At 69.1% G+C, this 16270-nt stretch carries 14 protein-coding genes; 9 read left to right on the top strand and 5 right to left on the bottom strand.

Translation table 11 applies throughout. The features are described 5' to 3' along the window. Nucleotides 1-346: 346 nt before the first annotated feature. Nucleotides 347-1375, bottom strand: coding sequence for an LLM class flavin-dependent oxidoreductase (locus BJ999_RS25455; protein WP_229810361.1), 1029 nt, complete (start codon nucleotides 1373-1375; stop codon nucleotides 347-349). Between the two features lie 295 nt (nucleotides 1376-1670). Then, complete coding sequence (locus tag BJ999_RS25450) at nucleotides 1671-2369, bottom strand: TetR/AcrR family transcriptional regulator (protein WP_179835624.1); 699 nt, start codon at nucleotides 2367-2369, stop codon at nucleotides 1671-1673. A gap of 184 nt (nucleotides 2370-2553) precedes the next feature. Between BJ999_RS25450 and BJ999_RS25445 the strand changes: the two genes are divergently transcribed. From BJ999_RS25445 to BJ999_RS25435, 3 genes are all read left to right on the top strand, one after another. Continuing rightward, nucleotides 2554-3672 (top strand): serine hydrolase domain-containing protein, encoded by a 1119-nt coding sequence (locus BJ999_RS25445; protein WP_179835623.1) that lies wholly within the window; start codon nucleotides 2554-2556, stop codon nucleotides 3670-3672. Between the two features lie 110 nt (nucleotides 3673-3782). Further along, nucleotides 3783-5570 carry an ABC transporter ATP-binding protein gene (locus BJ999_RS25440; protein WP_179835622.1) on the top strand — a complete coding sequence of 596 codons (1788 nt, stop codon included), beginning with the start codon at nucleotides 3783-3785 and terminating at the stop codon, nucleotides 5568-5570. Beyond that, a complete protein-coding gene (locus tag BJ999_RS25435) occupies nucleotides 5567-7282 on the top strand; it encodes an ABC transporter ATP-binding protein (RefSeq protein ID WP_179835621.1) in 1716 nt (571 codons plus the stop codon). Before BJ999_RS25440 ends, BJ999_RS25435 begins: the two co-directional genes overlap by 4 nt. A 160-nt stretch (nucleotides 7283-7442) precedes the next feature. Here BJ999_RS25435 and BJ999_RS25430 read toward each other — a convergent pair whose 3' ends face one another. Beyond that, nucleotides 7443-7622: a hypothetical protein gene (locus BJ999_RS25430; protein ID WP_179831325.1), complete on the bottom strand. Its 180-nt coding sequence runs from the start codon at nucleotides 7620-7622 to the stop codon at nucleotides 7443-7445. 271 nt (nucleotides 7623-7893) lie between these two features. Here BJ999_RS25430 and BJ999_RS25425 point away from each other — a divergent pair, with 271 nt between their 5' ends. The 4 genes from BJ999_RS25425 (at nucleotide 7894) to BJ999_RS25410 (ending at nucleotide 12036) form a co-directional block, all read left to right on the top strand. Then, entirely contained in the window at nucleotides 7894-8628 is a 735-nt protein-coding gene (locus BJ999_RS25425; RefSeq protein WP_179835620.1) for a haloacid dehalogenase type II, read from the top strand. Nucleotides 8629-8898: 270 nt separating this feature from the next. Next, nucleotides 8899-9723, top strand: coding sequence for an SCO6745 family protein (locus tag BJ999_RS25420; RefSeq protein ID WP_179835619.1), 825 nt, complete (start codon nucleotides 8899-8901; stop codon nucleotides 9721-9723). Nucleotides 9724-10640: 917 nt separating this feature from the next. After that, entirely contained in the window at nucleotides 10641-11453 is an 813-nt protein-coding gene (locus BJ999_RS25415; RefSeq protein ID WP_179835618.1) for a hypothetical protein, read from the top strand. A gap of 241 nt (nucleotides 11454-11694) precedes the next feature. Then, entirely contained in the window at nucleotides 11695-12036 is a 342-nt protein-coding gene (locus BJ999_RS25410; protein WP_218935219.1) for a GNAT family N-acetyltransferase, read from the top strand. A 182-nt stretch (nucleotides 12037-12218) separates the two neighbouring features. On the opposite strand, the gene BJ999_RS25405 is transcribed toward BJ999_RS25410, so the two are convergent. Then, the gene (locus BJ999_RS25405) at nucleotides 12219-12812 is read right to left on the bottom strand and encodes a TetR/AcrR family transcriptional regulator (RefSeq protein ID WP_179835617.1); all 594 of its coding nucleotides are present in this window, start codon (nucleotides 12810-12812) and stop codon (nucleotides 12219-12221) included. 103 nt (nucleotides 12813-12915) lie between these two features. Between BJ999_RS25405 and BJ999_RS25400 the strand changes: the two genes are divergently transcribed. Then, nucleotides 12916-13164 carry a hypothetical protein gene (locus tag BJ999_RS25400; protein ID WP_179835616.1) on the top strand — a complete coding sequence of 83 codons (249 nt, stop codon included), beginning with the start codon at nucleotides 12916-12918 and terminating at the stop codon, nucleotides 13162-13164. Between the two features lie 103 nt (nucleotides 13165-13267). Here BJ999_RS25400 and BJ999_RS25395 read toward each other — a convergent pair whose 3' ends face one another. Then, nucleotides 13268-13810, bottom strand: coding sequence for an ATP-binding protein (locus BJ999_RS25395; protein ID WP_179835615.1), 543 nt, complete (start codon nucleotides 13808-13810; stop codon nucleotides 13268-13270). Nucleotides 13811-14381: 571 nt separating this feature from the next. On the opposite strand from BJ999_RS25395, the gene BJ999_RS25390 reads away from it, so the two are divergent. After that, on the top strand, nucleotides 14382-15926 hold the full coding sequence (locus tag BJ999_RS25390; protein ID WP_179835614.1) for a serine/threonine-protein kinase: 1545 nt from the start codon (nucleotides 14382-14384) through the stop codon (nucleotides 15924-15926). Nucleotides 15927-16270 lie beyond the last annotated feature (344 nt).

Here is a 16270-nt window from a genome sequence, read left to right as displayed (position 1 = left end):
CGCGCGTTCGGCCGACACCTGGGCCGGCCTCCTGTGCTCCCCGCCGAGACGCTGCCAACGTGCGAATTCCCGGAAACCTGGTGGAGTGGCTTGCCGGGCGCAAGGGCCTGCATGAGGGACCCGCGGCCTGCCTGAATGGACGAACGGCCTAGTCCAGGGCCAGGTCTGCGGATCCGTCTTGGGAGTAACGGCTCAGTTCGGTGGCCCTAACTGGCACGCAGTGTGAAGTGGGGTGAAGCATCAGCGCAAGCGGCGGTCCGCGGAGCATGGGGTGCTGGTAGCCGCTAGAACCCGAGCCGTTCTTCCGCCTGCCCTACGGCCGCGATGGACGGGGCTGGCTGTGCCCTCAGCGCCAGCCGAGTTCGGGTGCCACGTGAGTCAGGATGTTCTCCAGGACGTGTGCGTTGTAGTCCACACCGAGCTGGTTGGGGACCGTGAGCAGCAGCGTGTCCGCGGCCTGGATGGCCTCGTCGTTGGCGAGTTGCTTGACCAGCACGTCCGGTTCGGCCGCGTACGAGCGCCCGAAGATGGCCCTGGTGTTCTCGTCGATCATTCCGATGTGGTCGCCTGAGTCGGCGTTCCGGCCGAAGTAGGCGCGGTCCAGATCGCTGGTCAGCGCGAAGATGCTGCGGCTGACCGACACGCGCGGCCGGCGTTGGTGTCCGGCGTCCTTCCACGCCTGCCGGTAGGCCTCGATCTGCTTGCGCTGCTGGACGTGCAGCGGCTCACCGGTCTCATCGTCCTTGAGCGTGGAGCTTTGCAGGTTCATTCCAAGCTCGGCCGCCCACACACTGGTGGCGTTGGAGCCCGAGCCCCACCAGATGCGGTCGCGCAGCCCCTCGGAATGCGGCTCGATACGCAGCAGCCCGGGTGGGTTGGGGAACATCGGTCGCGGATTCGGCTGGGCGAAGCCTCTGCCCTCCAGCACCGTGAGCAGTACCTCGGTGTGCTTGCGTGCCATGTCGGCATCGGTGTCGCCCTCGGACGGTTCGTACCCGAAGTACCGCCACCCGTCGATGACCTGTTCCGGTGATCCTCTGCTGATGCCGAGTTGCAGCCGCCCACCGGAGATCAGGTCGGCGGCCCCGGCGTTCTCGGCGAAGTACATCGGGTTCTCGTAACGCATGTCGATCACCCCGGTGCCGATCTCGATACGCGAGGTCTTCGCGCCGATCGCGGACAGCAGCGGAAGGGGAGAGGCCAGCTGCCTGGCGAAGTGGTGCACTCGGAAGTAGGCGCCGTCGGCACCCAGTTCCTCCGCGGCCACGGCGAGGTCGATCGACTGCAGCAGTGCGTCCGCCGCCGACCGGGTCCGCGAGCCCGCGCCGTCACTCCAGTGGCCGAACGAGAGAAAGCCGATCTTCTTCACACTCACTCCAACCATCTCAGCGCCTATGAGATTCCAGCACGGCTGACCTCACGGGCCACCCACGGTCCTCGACCGTCACACGTCCAGACCAGCGGGAGCTTTCTGCGATCACCGGTATCGGCCGGCAGGCCCGGCAGGTCCTCAACGATCAGCTGAAGCTCTAGGCCCGGAAGCGGAAGGGGCGCCAGCATCGGCTCTGCAGACCGGCTCACCAACCGTGCGGCCCACGGTCGCCTGGCGGACTCAAGGGGGTGACTTCACCGCCCGGGATCTGGCCGCCTGATGCCGCCGGGACATGTTGTCAATCGCGATCGTTTGCCGACGCTTCCGAGCCGGTCTGCTGGTTCGGGCAGATCGCGGCCTCTATGTGGGCGAGCTGGACGGCGAGGATCTCTTCGAATGCCGCGTGGCGGTCCACCCCGAGAGGGCGGATGTCGCGGGCGAAGTGAGCCAGAGCCGGGAAGCGTTCGGGGTCGGCGCCGAGCACCGTGACGCGGAACAGCTCCATGCCCTGTTCGTACTCTTCGGGGGTGAGGGCGCTGACCCCGGCCTCGGAGGTGATCAACGCGGCGACGAGGACCGCGATCCGGTGGCAGCTCGCCGGGATCTCCTCGTCAGGCAGTCCCGACGCGCGCAGAGCCTGCAGCATCTCTTCCGTGATCATCCGGGAACCGGTGCCGCCTGAGGCGTAGCGTCCCCAGACCGCGGCGAGCTGGGGGTGCCGGCCGAAGGCCTCTCTCACGCGCAGGGCGAGGGTCATGATGCGTTGCTTCCAGTCGCCTTCGGGCCGGTAGCCGTCCATGGCGGTCAGGAGGAACCGGTCGGCGACCGCGCGCAGCAGTTCGGTCTTGCTGCGGAAGTGCCGGTAGAGGCTGGAGGAATCGGTGCCGAGCACCGCGGCGAGCTTGCGCACGCTAAACGACTCGGCGTCGCTCGTGCGCAGCAGTTCCGCCGCCGCGTCCAGGATCTCCTCGGTCGACCAGCGCCTTCGACCCGCCATCTTGCTCCTCTCGCCAGGCCTCAGCCTAGCCTATGCACTTGCTGTTGCACTTGCCGTTGCACGCACTGCGTGCATAATGAGTGCATGAGCGTCCCGGACGGCCGGGCAGCGGTCGGCTGACGTGTTCCGCGAGCGGTCAGACCGATGCGGAGCTCATCCCGAAGAAGGCGAAAGGGCGTATGTCGTGAGGAACCCGCTGGATCCCGCAAAGCTGAGCACCGCCATCGAGAACGTCCACCGCGCCGGGATGCCGGGCCTGTTCGCCGAGGTGCGCGACGGTGACCAGTTCTGGCGCGGCGCCGCCGGGGCCGCCGACCTCGCGACCGGCCGCCCCGTCACCGCCGACATGCGGCACCGGATCGGCAGCATCACCAAGACCTTCACCGCCGCCGCGGTCCTGCAACTGGTCGACAGCGGCCAGATCGGGCTCGACGAGCCGATCGGCCGCTACCTGCCGAAACTGGTTCCCGGAGAACGCGGTGACGCGATCACAGTCCGGATGCTGATCAACCACACCAGCGGCCTGGCGGAGTACCTCCCCTACGCCTATCCCTCCCTTGAGGCGTTCCCCGATCTCGCAGAGTGCAGGCCGCGGAGCCTGGACGACCACCGGCTCACCCGGTTCGACTCCACCGAACTGATCGAGATGGGGGTCACCGCACCCGCGGTCGGCGCCCCTGGCGGCACTCCGGGGCTGTATTCCAACACCAACTACCTGCTCCTCGGTCAACTTCTGGAACAGGTGACCGGTGTTGCGGCCGAGAAGTACATCACCCAGAACGTCATCGAGCGCGCCAGGCTCCAAGGCACCGAATTCCCGGACGGCCCGCAGATCAACGGACCGCACTCGCAGGCCTACGAGGCGTTCTTCGGCATGATCGACCCGCCGCGCGACTACAGCGTCTTCGACATGTCCTACGCGGGGCCGTCGGCCTCGCTGATCTCGACCGTGGCCGATCTCAACCGCTTCTTCGGCCTGCTGCTCGCCGGCGAGATCGTCAACCCGTCGTCGCTGGCGCAGATGCAACGCACCGTCCCGGTCATCTCCCAGGAGGGCAAGGTGATCGAGTACGGCCTCGGCCTGTATCCGATGGAGGTGACCGGCGGCGGCACCTTCTGGGGGCACGGCGGCACGACCTGGGGGTCTGGAGCGCTGTCCATGATCAGTGGGGACGGCGGGCGGCAGATGTCGGTCGCGGTGAACCTGCAGAGGTGGAACGGGCTCGACTCCTCGGGCAGGCCGCAGCCCCACCCCATCGACGACGCGCTCACGGCCTTCTACCGCGTGGCGATGTTCGGCTGATCGGGCCGGGGAGAGTCCCTTTCGCCAAGCCGACGAGCATGCCGGCAGGGGAGGGGCGGGCCGGCGATGTCGTCGTCCGGCTGACGAGGGTTCACCAGGACAGGAGAGCGATGACCACGACCGACTTGGCGCCGACGAGGGAGCAGCCCCCACCCTCCCCGGACGCCGATGACACGGTGGGACGGTCCGTGGCGGGGCTGCTGCGCCCCTACCGATGGAGCTTCGCCGCCGTTGTCGTCCTGCAGGTGATCGGCGCCGTCGCGGGCCTGGCACCGCTGCTGGCGGTCGCCGAACTGGGGCGCAGCCTGCTGGCGCCCGGCCCGATCGATCACGACCATGCCTGGTTCGTCGCGATCGCCGGCGCGGCCGGTCTGTTCGTCCGGCTGCTGTTCACGGCCGCATCATCTGGAATCGGACACCTCCTTGACGGCCGGGTCCAACTGGCCCTTCGCCGGCGACTGGCCGCGCGGCTGGGACGCGTGCCGATCGGCTGGTTCTCCCGGCGCCGGACCGGCGAGCTGACCAAGGTGGTGGGCGAGGACGTCAGCGCCGTGCACCCGTTCATCGCCCACGCCCCCGGCGAGCTCATCGCCGCGTTCGTGGTGCCACTGATCTCGCTGGTCTACCTGTTCACCATCGACTGGCGGCTCACGTTGATCACGCTGATCCCGGTGACGCTGGCAGTGGCGCACGTCCCGCTGATGATGACCCCGGCCCGGCTGCGCGAGGAGAAGCAGTTCGATGCGGCCATGGCGCAGATCGCCAGTTCCGCCGTCGAGTTCGTCCAGGGCATCTCGGTGGTCAAGGCGTTCGGCGCCGCCGGGCGCGCCCACCGCAGGTTCCGCACGGCCACCGACGATTTCGTCGGCGTCTTCTACCGCTTCGTTCGCGGCCTCTCCGTGATCGCCGCCGGAATGCAAACGGTGCTGTCTCCGCCGTTCGTGCTGCTGGTCGTCCTGATCGGCGGCACCGCCCTGATCACGACCGGTGGCCTGCCCCCGGCCGACCTGCTGCCCTTCCTGCTGCTGGGACTGGGCCTGACCGCTCCGGTGGAAGCCCTCATCGCCCACAGCTTCGACGACCTGCAGACCGCCAGGCGCGCGATCGGCAGGATCCGGAACGTGCTCGAGGTGGCGCCGCTGCCGGAGCCCGCGCACCCGATCCCGCCGCAGGGCCACCGGCTGGAACTGCGTGGCGTCCGCTTCGGCTATCAAGACGATCGCGAGGTACTGCGCGGGATCGACCTGGTCCTCGAACCGGGCACGGTCACCGCGATCGTCGGGCCCTCGGGCAGCGGCAAGTCCACGCTGGTCCAGTTGCTGCCGCGCTTCTTCGACCCGACTCACGGTTCGGTCACCCTGGGCGGCGTCGATCTGCGCGAGCTCAGCAGTCATGACCTCTACCGGATGGTCTCCTTCGTCTTCCAGGACGTGCGCCTACTGCGCGCTTCGGTTGCGGACAACATCGCGCTGGCCGTACCGCATGCCGACCTCGACGAGGTGATGCACGCAGCCCGGATGGCGAACATCCACGATCGGATTCTCGAACTACCGCACGGCTACGACACGGTGCTCGGGCAGGAGGCCGGGCTGTCGGGCGGCGAGACGCAGCGGATCGCACTCGCCCGCGCCCTGCTCGCCGACACGCCCGTCCTGGTACTGGACGAGGCGACCGCCTTCGCCGACCCGCAGACCGAGCAGGCGGTACGGCAGGCATTGGCGGCGCTGGAGGGCGATCGCACGATCCTGGTCATCGCCCACCGCCTGGAGACGGTCGCCGACGCCCACACCGCCGTTCTGCTGGACCACGGGTCGATCGTCGAACAGGGCAGGCCCGCCGACCTTCTGGCGGAGAGCGGAAAGTTCGCCGCCTTCTGGCAATCCAAGGAGTACCGATGATCCGCATGCTGCTGCGCGTCCTGGGCCACGATCACGCCCGGCCAGTGCGTCGCACCGTGGCCCTGATGACGATCACCGCGATCGTCGAGGGTTTGTCCTACGCCTTGCTGGTTCCCGTGCTGCGGGCCCTGTTCGGCAGCGACCCCGAAGACGCGCTGCCCTGGCTGATCGCGTTCGGAGGCGCGGTCACGGTCTACGCGGTGCTGCGCTATGTCAGTGACCTGTTCGGCTTCCGCGCCGGAACCACGCTGTTGCGCGGCATGTACCACCGTCTCGGCGACCACCTGGCCCGGCTGCCCCTCGGCTGGTACAGCACCGGCCGAGTCGGAGAGGTGTCCGTCCTGGCCGGCCAGGGCGTGTTGCAGACGATGGGCGTGATCGCGCATCTGCTGGGACCCTACATCTCCGCCCTCGCCACCCCCGCCACGATCGTCGTCGTGATGCTCGCCTTCAACTGGCAGCTGGGGCTGGCCGCGCTGGTCGCCGTACCGCTCGTGGCGGCGATCCAGATCTGGACCGGCCGTTCGATGGCCGCGGGCGACGCCGACCGCCACGAACGTGACACCGAGGCCACCGGGCGGGTCATCGAATACCTCCAGGCTCAACCGGTGCTGCGCGCGGGCGGCCGGAGCGCCCAACGCTTCGCGTTGCTCGACGACTCGCTTCGGGAACTTCAGCGCGCGTCCCGCCGTACCGTGCTGTCGGTGTTGCCCGGCATGATCGGCTTGACGCTCGTGGTGCAGGCGATGTTCACCGTGCTGCTGGTGCTGGGCACTTACCTCGCGCTCGGCGGGGCCATCGGCGCGGCAGAGGTGCTGGCGATCCTGGTGCTGGCCGCCCGCTGCGCCGATCCCCTGCTGTCGTTGGCCGACATCGGCGGCAAACTCCGAAGCGCGCGCTCCGAACTGGCCAGACTCGACGCGGTCCTGCACACCGAGCCGCTGCCGGAAGCACCGGAACCGATCCAGCCGGTGGGCCATGGCTTGGAACTGGAGTCCGTCGCCTTCCAGCATGGCGACCGCACGGTGTTCGACGATCTGTCGTTGTCCGTGCCCGAGGGACACCGGCTCGCCGTGGTCGGTCCCTCAGGCGCGGGCAAAAGCACCCTCCTGCAACTGCTCGCGCGGTTCTACGACGTGGACGCGGGCGCGGTGCGCGTGGGCGGCGTGGACGTGCGCGCCATCGGCACCGAGGCGTTGATGGCGCAGATCTCCATCGTCTTCCAGGACGTCTTCCTCTTCGACGGCACGATCGAGGAGAACGTGCGGCTCGGCCGCCCCGACGCCTCCGAAGCCGAGGTACGGGCGGCGGCGAGCGCCGCGCGGCTGGACGAGGTGATCGAGCGGCTGCCCGGCGGCTGGGCGGCACATGTCGGCGAGGGCGGCACGCTGCTGTCCGGCGGTGAACGCCAGCGCGTCTCGATCGCGCGGGCCCTGCTGAAGAACGCGCCCATCGTGCTCCTGGACGAGGTCACCTCCGCACTGGACCCGGTGAACGAGGCAGCTGTCCACGACGGCATCGAACGCCTGATGGCCGACCGGACGGTCGTGATGGTCGCGCACCGGATGCGAACCGTCCAACGCGCCGACCGCATCGCCTTTCTCGACGGCGGCCGGATCGTGGAAGAAGGACGCCACGACGAGCTCCTCCGCCGCGCCGGCCGCTACGCCGATTTCTGGAACGCTTCCCTAACACCGGCAGCACATGACTGAACCGGTAATCGCGGCCCTGCCGGTAGTGGTGGGTGGCCGTCGTCAGCCATGCGGACCTCGGTAGGCCACCCGGCGCGGCAACTGCAACGACCTGCTGGTGGTCTGGGGGCGGGGCCGCGAGCTCGGCAACAACCTTTTTCGTCGGCTGCCTTGAGTCGGACTACATCTGGTCCGCCCGTCCCGCGCCAAAGCTCGCGCGTCCGCGTCCTGGCGGTGCTCGTGCTTGCTCGCCGGCCGACTCGGTGCCGCCGTGGAGCCCGGTGTCCAGCCCGCAGAAGGCGAAGCCCATCCGCAGGGAGGCGCTGATCGCGGGGGCGTTGATGTTGCTGACCTCAAGCACTCCGGCGGCTCGACCTCGCCGGCGTCGTCCGCGAGCGCGCCGCCGGACGAGCATGGTTCTTCGGATCGTGCTCGCCGGGTGCGTTTGGCTCAAGTGTTCGGGTCGCTGTCGTGGATCGACGCCATGACCGGGAGGCTCTGTGAATTCGGGCTGAGTTGCCTTTTCGCGCAGGGGCTCAGTTCTACTTCTGGTAGAAGCCTGCCGCCCAGGACAGGCGTGTTAGGACTGAGGTGGGGCACCGACCGGGCGCTCCTGGGCGAAGGAGGTACCAGTGGGCTTCGACGTTGGAGCGATCCGGGTAGTGGCCTGCGACATCTTCGGGACGACCGTTGACTGGCGGACGGGGGTCGCCAGACAGGTGGCGGCGATCGCTGCGGAGCGCGGTGTCGCGTTGGAGGGCGGGGCCTTCGCCGACGATTGGCGCGAGCGGTACCTGCCGTCGATGCAGCGGGTCAGCGGAGGTGAGCGGGAGTGGGTGTACCTCGACACGCTGCACCGGGAGTCGCTCGACGAGCTGCTGGAGCTGCGCGGTGTCGCGGACGCTTTCGACGAGGGCGCGCGGCGGCGGCTCGTCCGGGCCTGGCATCGCCTGCCCGCGTGGGAGGACTCGGTGGACGGCCTGGCCGGGCTGCGGGAGAGGTACGTGGTGGCGGCGCTGTCCAACGGCGGGTTCGCCCTGCTGACGAACCTGGTCAAGGGGGCGGGGCTGCCGTTCGACTGCATCTTGTCGGCAGAGCTCGCCCGCACGTACAAGCCCGAGCCGGAGGCGTACCTGACCGCCGTGCGGCTGCTGGACGTCGACCCGGCGGAGGTGCTGATGGTCGCCGCGCACAAGTGGGACATCGACGGCGCCAGGGAGGCCGGGCTCGCCACCGCGTTCCTGGAGCGTCCGCTGGAGAAGGGGCCCTCTGTCACCGCCGACCGAGCGGACGACGTGGAAAGTGACCTGGTCGTGCGCGGGTTCGGTGAGCTCGCCGTTCTGCTGGAGGCCGGTCCGCGGACCTGAGGTACGGGGCGGCCGCGCGGGCAGTACGACATCGACACCGCCACCGCCGGCTGCCGTCCTCGGTGCTGGGTGGCGGGTGAGTGAGGGGATGGCGGCTGCCGGTCAGCGGCACAGACCCCATCGGCCACGTCACTTCAACCGCCGGGGCGTGGAACCGCACGGGTCCTCAGGAAATCCGGGAGGCGATGTCGGATCAGGGCCGCGTTGTTCGTAGCAAGAGTGAAGGGCCGCCCACACGGGCGCCGTCACGATCACGGGAGATGCTGACCGATGTCGCACCCACTGGCCAAGGTCCACCGGATGTCCGAGCTCGTCGAGCCGATCGGCGCCATCACCTTCTCCGAGGTGCCGAACGAGGAGTTCCTGGCCCTCGGCATGCGCAGCTACTGGGATGGATACTTCGCAGGCCGGGCCGCGCCGCTGGGCCTGGCACCGGCCGAGGTCGTGCACGCGGTCTTCTACAACTTCGCCGACGGCGAGGTGGCGCGGCACATCCCGTGGGTCTGGGGGAAGATCACCCCGCAGGAGGCGCTCGCCGTGCGCGAGCGGGGCAGCGCCGCCGCGCTGAGGCTGAGGATCGGGGAACTCGCCGACTCCGCCGGTCTGGTGCGGGTCGCCGATCTGGCCACCCGAGCCGCGGTCAGCGCGCCGACCGAGGGCCGGGCGCTGTACGCCGGGCTCCGAGCGCTTGAGGTGCCCGAGGAGCCGGTGGCCAGGCTCTGGCATGCGGCGACGCTGCTGCGCGAGCACCGCGGGGACGGCCACAACATCGCCCTCGTCGCCCACGGCATCGGCGGCACCGAAGCCCACGTCCTCATGGCTTTGTCCCTCGGGATGAGGGCGGAGGAGTTCGGCCGGATCCACCATCTGCCCAAGGCGCAGTTGGCCGCCGTCGTCGACGGGCTGCGCGGCCGTGGGCTCGTGGACGCCGCCGGCGGGTTCACCGACGCCGGCCGAGAGATCAAGGAGCGGATCGAGGCCCTCACCGACGAGCTGGCGGTGCAGGCGTACGACGTGCTCAGCGTCGACGAACTCGACGAGCTGATCGCGGGGCTCGAGCCGATCGCCGTCGCCGTACAGGCAACGGCTTCGTAGCGGGAACCATCTGGTCCAGTGTCGACGCCGACGACGAGCGTGGCCCGGGGGCGATGGCAGCGGGGCGTTACTCGTGGGAGATCGCAACGGACTCGATCTTTCCTGGGGTGCGCTGTGGTGGGGCGAAGGAAGCCTTCCGGCCTGCGGCGGTGTCGAGATAAGGCTTGCTCTGAGCACCACGCAGGCGTGCAGTGGGGACGACTCGGCCTTTCCAGGACGGCGGTGGCCTGGGCGAGCTGAGTGCCTTGCTCGGCCGCCCGGCCCTCCCTTGAGGCGTCGTGACGGGTTCCGCCACGTTGTGCGCGACCTATGCGGTTGGTGGTGAGCTTTTGGGCGTCACGTCCCTTGAGCCCTTGGACAACCATTCCTCGACCGCGTCCCCAAGTCACTGAACTCGGTACCGGAGTGGGTGTGCAGCCGAGCTCGTGCGGAGCGGGCGATCGAGACGGCGTGCTGGCCGTCCTACAGCCAGTGGTTCACCGGAGGCGTCAGCATGCTCTGGTCCGTCCTCGGCAGGCCCGAGCCCTGCCGCTGACCAGCGTGGACGAGCGCCCTTCACTCATGGAGGGCTCGGGGCGTTCCCCGGGCGAGCTGGACCGACGGCGTGTGCCGGCCATTTCGGCGGGTGTCAGGGGTGGGGGCCCCAGAACCGCGACCGGTGCGCCGACCAGGGCTTTAATCTCCAATCTCCTAACCGTAATTGATTAATGGACCAGGGCTTCGGGGGGCTCGATCAAGATCATTGTCTGGCGCCCTCTCGGCGGCGCTTGCGCCTCGTCCTGAACGGCGGACGGTTTCAGTCGTGGCGAAGCAGAAAAGGGTTGCCACGAAGCAAACAAGAATGGGGAAAAACCATGGATTCGGCATGCGAGAACTCGCGCATCCGACAATATGTTCCTCTCTACACGGGAGGAGACGTGCGTTCCGTCATCCGAACGGATGAGGGACGGGAAGGCTGGGACGCTCTCATGGAGTGCCCCGAGCGTGCCGTCCTGCTGTGGGACCTCAACGGGGCGGCCCAGGAGCTCTCCCCGCTCAATGGAATGCCGCAGCTCGACTCCGACGTTCGTCGGGAGCTCCCCCGAATGGGGGAACGGTACGCCGTCAATGGGGTTCTGACGGGATGGCCGTGCTACCAGGTCAGTGAGATCGGCCTGGCCGTCCCCGGCTGCCATGTCTGGGGGCAGCTCGCCTGCGAGCACTGGGACTGGCAGAAGCAGACCCACCGCGAGCTGGTGCCGCCCTCGTCCGGGCTGAGCCTGGTCTACGACAAGGTGCACGAGCTGGTGACGGAACTCCGTCTGAACCCCGAGTGCATCTACGCCAGGTCTCATTCGCTCGTCCTCCGCTATCCGGTGGGCACCGATCGGAAGGTGGTCGAGCGGCTGGTCCGCGAGCTCACGGATGTCACCGCGGCCGCCGGGGATCTGAAGCTGATGCAGGACCGCGGCGTGGTCAAGGTCGCGCCCGCGGGACTCGACAAGAGGGTCGCGCTCCGGCGGATCCTCAAGGAGTGCGTTCCGTTCGAGCCCTCCGTGATCATGGATGCGGGCGACGCGCCCGACAGGGTGATCATGGGCGAGCTCGACCGGCTGCGCCGCGAGGAGGGCATCCCGACCTTCAAGGTGGGTGTTCGCAACCTGCGGGAGGGGGTCGACCTGTTCGTGCCCAGCCCGCCGCGGGGCGTTCTTCCGCTCATCCGGGCGTTGGGGGACGCACCCGTCCGATAGCGCCGGCTCCGTAGTCGATCCGACTGCCGGGCCGTCGCCGTTCCGCCTGTGGCCCCCGGGACTTCCCGGGGGCCACTTCCCTGCCTGCCTAGCGGCGATGCGGACGCGTCACCCGATGGTGCGGCGCGGCTCTGGCGTCGAGAATCACCGGATGCATGAGCTGAAGTAGTCCGACGGGATCGTCACTCTGTCCCCCCTGCGCCTGGACGATGCGGAGGCGCACCTCGCGGGGGAGGACGAGTTGCTCGTTCGTTGGCTCAACGGCGGTCCCGGCACGCGGGAGGGCATCAGAGCGTACTTCCGGCACTGCCGGGAGCAGTGGGACACCTCCGGGCCACTGCGCGCGTTCGGTATCCGGATGGGTGCTGACGAGGTGCTCGCGGGCACGATCGACTTGCGGTTCTCAGGAGAAGGTCTGGCGCCCGGCCAGGTGAATGTCGCCTACGGCCAGGTGGAGCCGGAGAATCCCGCATCCGCCGCAGTCGCGCGGCGGGCAGGGTTCACCCCCAGCAAGCCGACGCACGGCAAGGACGGCACACGGTTCGACTGGTACATCCGGGACCTGCACACCGCCGCCCGGTGACGACCAACAGTTACGGGACAGCCCGCAGGCTGGCCACGAGGTCTCCGGTTTCAGGTTCTTGATTGCTGCGACGCGTGGGCTGGAGAGCGTCGGGATCCTCGGAGCGCGCGCACCTGCGTGTCATCGCCTGCCGGGCCGGCGGCCTGGCCGTTCCCGGCGCCTGACCACCGCCCCGGTGGGCGTCATTTCGCGTCGCCGCTGAGATGGCGGACGAGGCGGACGAGCGCGGCGCGCTGGCCGTCGGGGTCGTTGTCGAGGTCGGGCATCAGCATCCGTCGGAGTTGCGGGGTGGCGAACCACCAGCCGGCCAGGACGATGACGGAGTACAGCAGTTCCCGCGGTGCGAGCCGGGTGTCCAGGCGCCCCGATTCCTGGGTCCTGGCCAGTGCTGCGATCTTCTCGGCGTAGTGCGCGGTCCGCTCCTCCTCGGCCACCACCGGCTCGCCTTCGGTGGTGTGCAGGCCCTCCCAGTGCAGCAGCCGGACGAAGTGCGGATGCGCGCGGTGGTAGTCGAAGACCTGCCCGGCGTACTCGCCCAGGTCGCCGGCCGCCTTCTCGTCCAGCGGCACGGCCATGGCCAGGCGTTCCAGTTCCGTGGTCAGCACGATCGCGAACATCTGTCGTTTGTTGCCGAAGTAGGAGTAGATCCGTTCCTTGTTCACCCCGGCCGTGGCGGCGATCCGGTCCATGCGGGCCGCCTCGGGCCCGTAGGCGGCGAACTCGCTGACCGCGGCGTCCAGTATGAGCCGCTTGGTCTTCGCGGTGTCCCACGCCATGACCTGAGCGTACAGCAGATCCCAACTGGCGAGTTGGAATTTCGGCTCTCCTGCGACAAACTCCAACTCGTGAGTTGGAATTACCGAGCACCCAGGAGACGCCATGCCATCTGTCCGGCCCCCGTGCCCCGCCGTCACGGCACCATCGATCCACCTGCGCGCCGTCTTCACCTGGCTGGCCGTCTACCTCATGATCATGACCACGCAGCTGCTGTTGGGCCCCCTGCTGGGCTCACTTTCATTGCCGATTCGAACGCTCGTGGTGACCGGCGTGGTCGTACCCACGGTCGTGTACGCGCTCGTCCCCGCGATCCTGCGGACCTACTGCGCCCTGCGTCGCCATGCCCGATGACGTCGAGGACGCGAACCTCCCGGGCCCCGGCCGCGCGGCCGGATCTGCCCGAAGGAAGCAAGGGGCTGTGAGAACTGAGAGCCCACACGTCCTGCGGCCGGTGTCAGGCGAAGGAGAAGAGCGCGGCGGCTTGAACGGGCGTGCTCCCTTGGCGACGTCCGGGAACATCGTGGACGGTGGTTGCGCCTTCGGAGCGGAGCTGGTCGGCCCCGGCATCTTGGGCCATGACGGCGGCGTAGGCGCGCACCTGCGCGGTGGTGAGGTCCGTGCGGCCTCGCTCGGTGTACTGCCGGAGGAGTTCGGTGACGTCCGGGTCGAATCGCAGTACGGTCACCGGGGCGTTGAAACGCGTGGCCAAGGCGATGAGCCGCAAGCGTGCCTGCGGTGTGACGTTCGTCGACTCGGCGACTGCGGTGCGGCCCGTGCCGAGCCTGGCGGCGATCCTGCGGTCACGTTCCGCGAAGATCGCTGCGTCCGCCGCGTCGGATTCCGTTTCCGCAGGCGGGCTACCGAAGAGTTCCGCGCGGATCTCGTCGCTGGACACCACGGCTTCCGCATCGATCTGCCGGCGCTCGATCAGCGCTCGGACGAAGCTGGTCTTGCCCGAGGCCGGTGCGCCGACGAGGACGACAAGTCCTGCCGGCACCCGGACGACCGGTGTGAGAGGGGTGTGAGGTGAAGGCTCCTGCGCGGTCGAGGGCTTCGTGTCGGGAGTCGACGGGCAGTCCGCGGGGCAGGTGCTCCTCGCCGGGCAACCCGGCTGCCATGTAGGCGGATCCTGTGCGGAAGTGAACCGTGAACAGCCAGCGTTCGTCTTCGTCGCCGCCTCCGCTGCGATGCTCTCCTGGCGGACGTGCGGCTTCTTACGCCGGTCCCGCAGCGGCCACACCGGCCGGCCACCGAGGGACAACCCTACTAATGATCAATGCGGGATCGGCGCGGCGCGAGCTGGCCGGCCTGCTCACGCCGGTCTTGATGGTGAGCCTGGCGGCGATGTCGGCGGGGACGGAGACGCCTTTGTCGCGGAGGGCCAGGGGGAGGGTGAGCAGGTCGTCAAGCGCACAGCTTCCTCCGCGTCAGACGCCCGTGCCATGGCCACCAGGTGTTCCAGTTCACGACGCGCCTTTCGATCGCCGGTTCGAGGAAACGGGGATGACATGGGAACGACGGGACTGCGATCATGCGCGCCATGATCTTGTTGTTCTCGGGGGTGCACCGTGCAGCCGCTGCGTCCGGCTGATCCGGCCTCGATCGGCGGCTATCCGCTGCTGGGCCGGCTGGGCGAGGGCGGGATGGGGCTGGTCTACCTGGCGCTGGCCGGAGGGGGCCGGCACATCGCGTTGAAGGTCGTGCGCGAGGGGTTGGACGATCCGCAGGTGCTGGCGCGGTTCCGGCGGGAGGCGCAGACCGTGGCGCGGGTGCGCAGCAGGTATGCGGCGGGGATGGTCGCCTCCGGCCTCAACGAGGAGCCGTACTGGCTGGCCACCGAGTATGTGCCCGGCCCGACGCTGCGCCAGGCCGTGCAGCGCTTCGGTCCGCCTCCCGCCGGCACCTGTGTGCGGCTGCTGGCCGCGCTGGCCACGGGCCTGGCCGAGGTGCACGCCCAGGGCGTGGAGCACCGCGACGTCAAGCCCTCCAATGTGGTGCTGGCCCCCGATGCCCCCAGACTGATCGACTTCGGGATCGCGCGGGGCGAGGACCAGACGCAGATCACCCGCACCGGGGGCTGGAACGGCACCCCCGGCTATGTCGCGCCCGAGGTGCTGCGCCAGCAGGTGTTCGGGCCGCCCGCCGACGTGTTCTCCCTCGGGGTGACGATCGCCTACGCCGCCACCGGCCGTCCGCCGTTCGGGGCAGGTCCGGTCGAGGCGGTGCTGCTGCGCACCATCAACGACGAACCCGACCTGGCCGGGCTGCCCGCCGAGCTGGCGGCACCGCTGGCGGCGGCGATGGCCAAGGACCCCGCTGATCGGCCCACCTCACAAGAACTGGCCGCGGCATGCGGGGCGCCTGCCCGAACGTCCAAAGCCGATACCAGCGACCGTCCCGCCGCCCCACGCGGCCTGCAGGATGGGTTCGCCAATGACTCCGCCTACCAGCACATCACCGCGCTGGCAGCGCAGCCGGTTCCGGCGGACGTGGGAACAGCGGTGCGGCAGGGACTGGTACCGGACGGCCACAGGAGGACGGGACCGCTGCGCCGCGCAGGCGTCATCGCCGGTGCCTCGGCCACCGTCCTGGTCATCCTGGGATCGGCGGTCGCCTTCCGCTACCTCGGCGGCGGGGACGGCGACAACGGCGACCGGCCGCCCACCGGCCGCCCCGCCGCCGGCGCGACGGTGACCGCCGCCTCCCGGCCGTCGTTCGAGGGGTCGGTCTCCGATCTGAGCGAGGGCAGCTCCGGCTTCGGCTCGTTCCTGAAGAACAACATCGGCCGCAAGGTGCGGCTCAAGGTCGGCCTCAACATGAACCTCAAGATCACCGACGGGAAGGGCGCCGCCATCGACACGAGCGGTGCCGAACACGACAACGTCATCTTCGAGGTCTGGTCCGTCTGCGAGGGCGGCCTTCCCAAGAACGAGAAGCCAGAAATCGGACGTTGCACGGCCTACCACGTGAACATCGGCAATGACGAGCGCCCCTGGAACGGGCTCAATTTCGTGCACGGCGAGTTCACCTTCCAAGGCAACTTCGAGGTGTCCGGCGGAGCGGACTACCAGGGCCTGACCCTCTACGCCCTGCTCCCCGTGGCCGCCGACTGACCCCGCCGCCCAGACCGCCACTGGTGCGAATTCCAGGACATTCCCGCGATCGCCGAGGGTCTGACCCGAGAGCCTTTTCCTTCCAATAACCGGCCGCCGAAGAACAATTGTTCACCGGGCATTCCCGAGGCGGGAATGCCCGGGGAGCGACGGAAATCAAAACCCGTCCCGCCGCCCTGCGGCGCACCGCGGGCGGGCCTGGAGGGGCGTCCCGGACCAGGTGTCCCGGGCGTTCTGGGGCCGGTGTCCCGCGTGTCCCGGGTCTATTGCCGGGTGCGGGACGAGATTGGCCGTACCTGGTCGAAGAATGACGTGTCAGTGCGTGTCCCGGCCGCTCTTGATGC

Source organism: Actinomadura citrea (assembly GCF_013409045.1).
Lineage (GTDB): Bacteria > Actinomycetota > Actinomycetes > Streptosporangiales > Streptosporangiaceae > Spirillospora > Spirillospora citrea.
The sequence above is the reverse complement of the archived record's forward strand: the minus strand, read 5'-3'. Positions and strand labels throughout refer to the sequence as shown.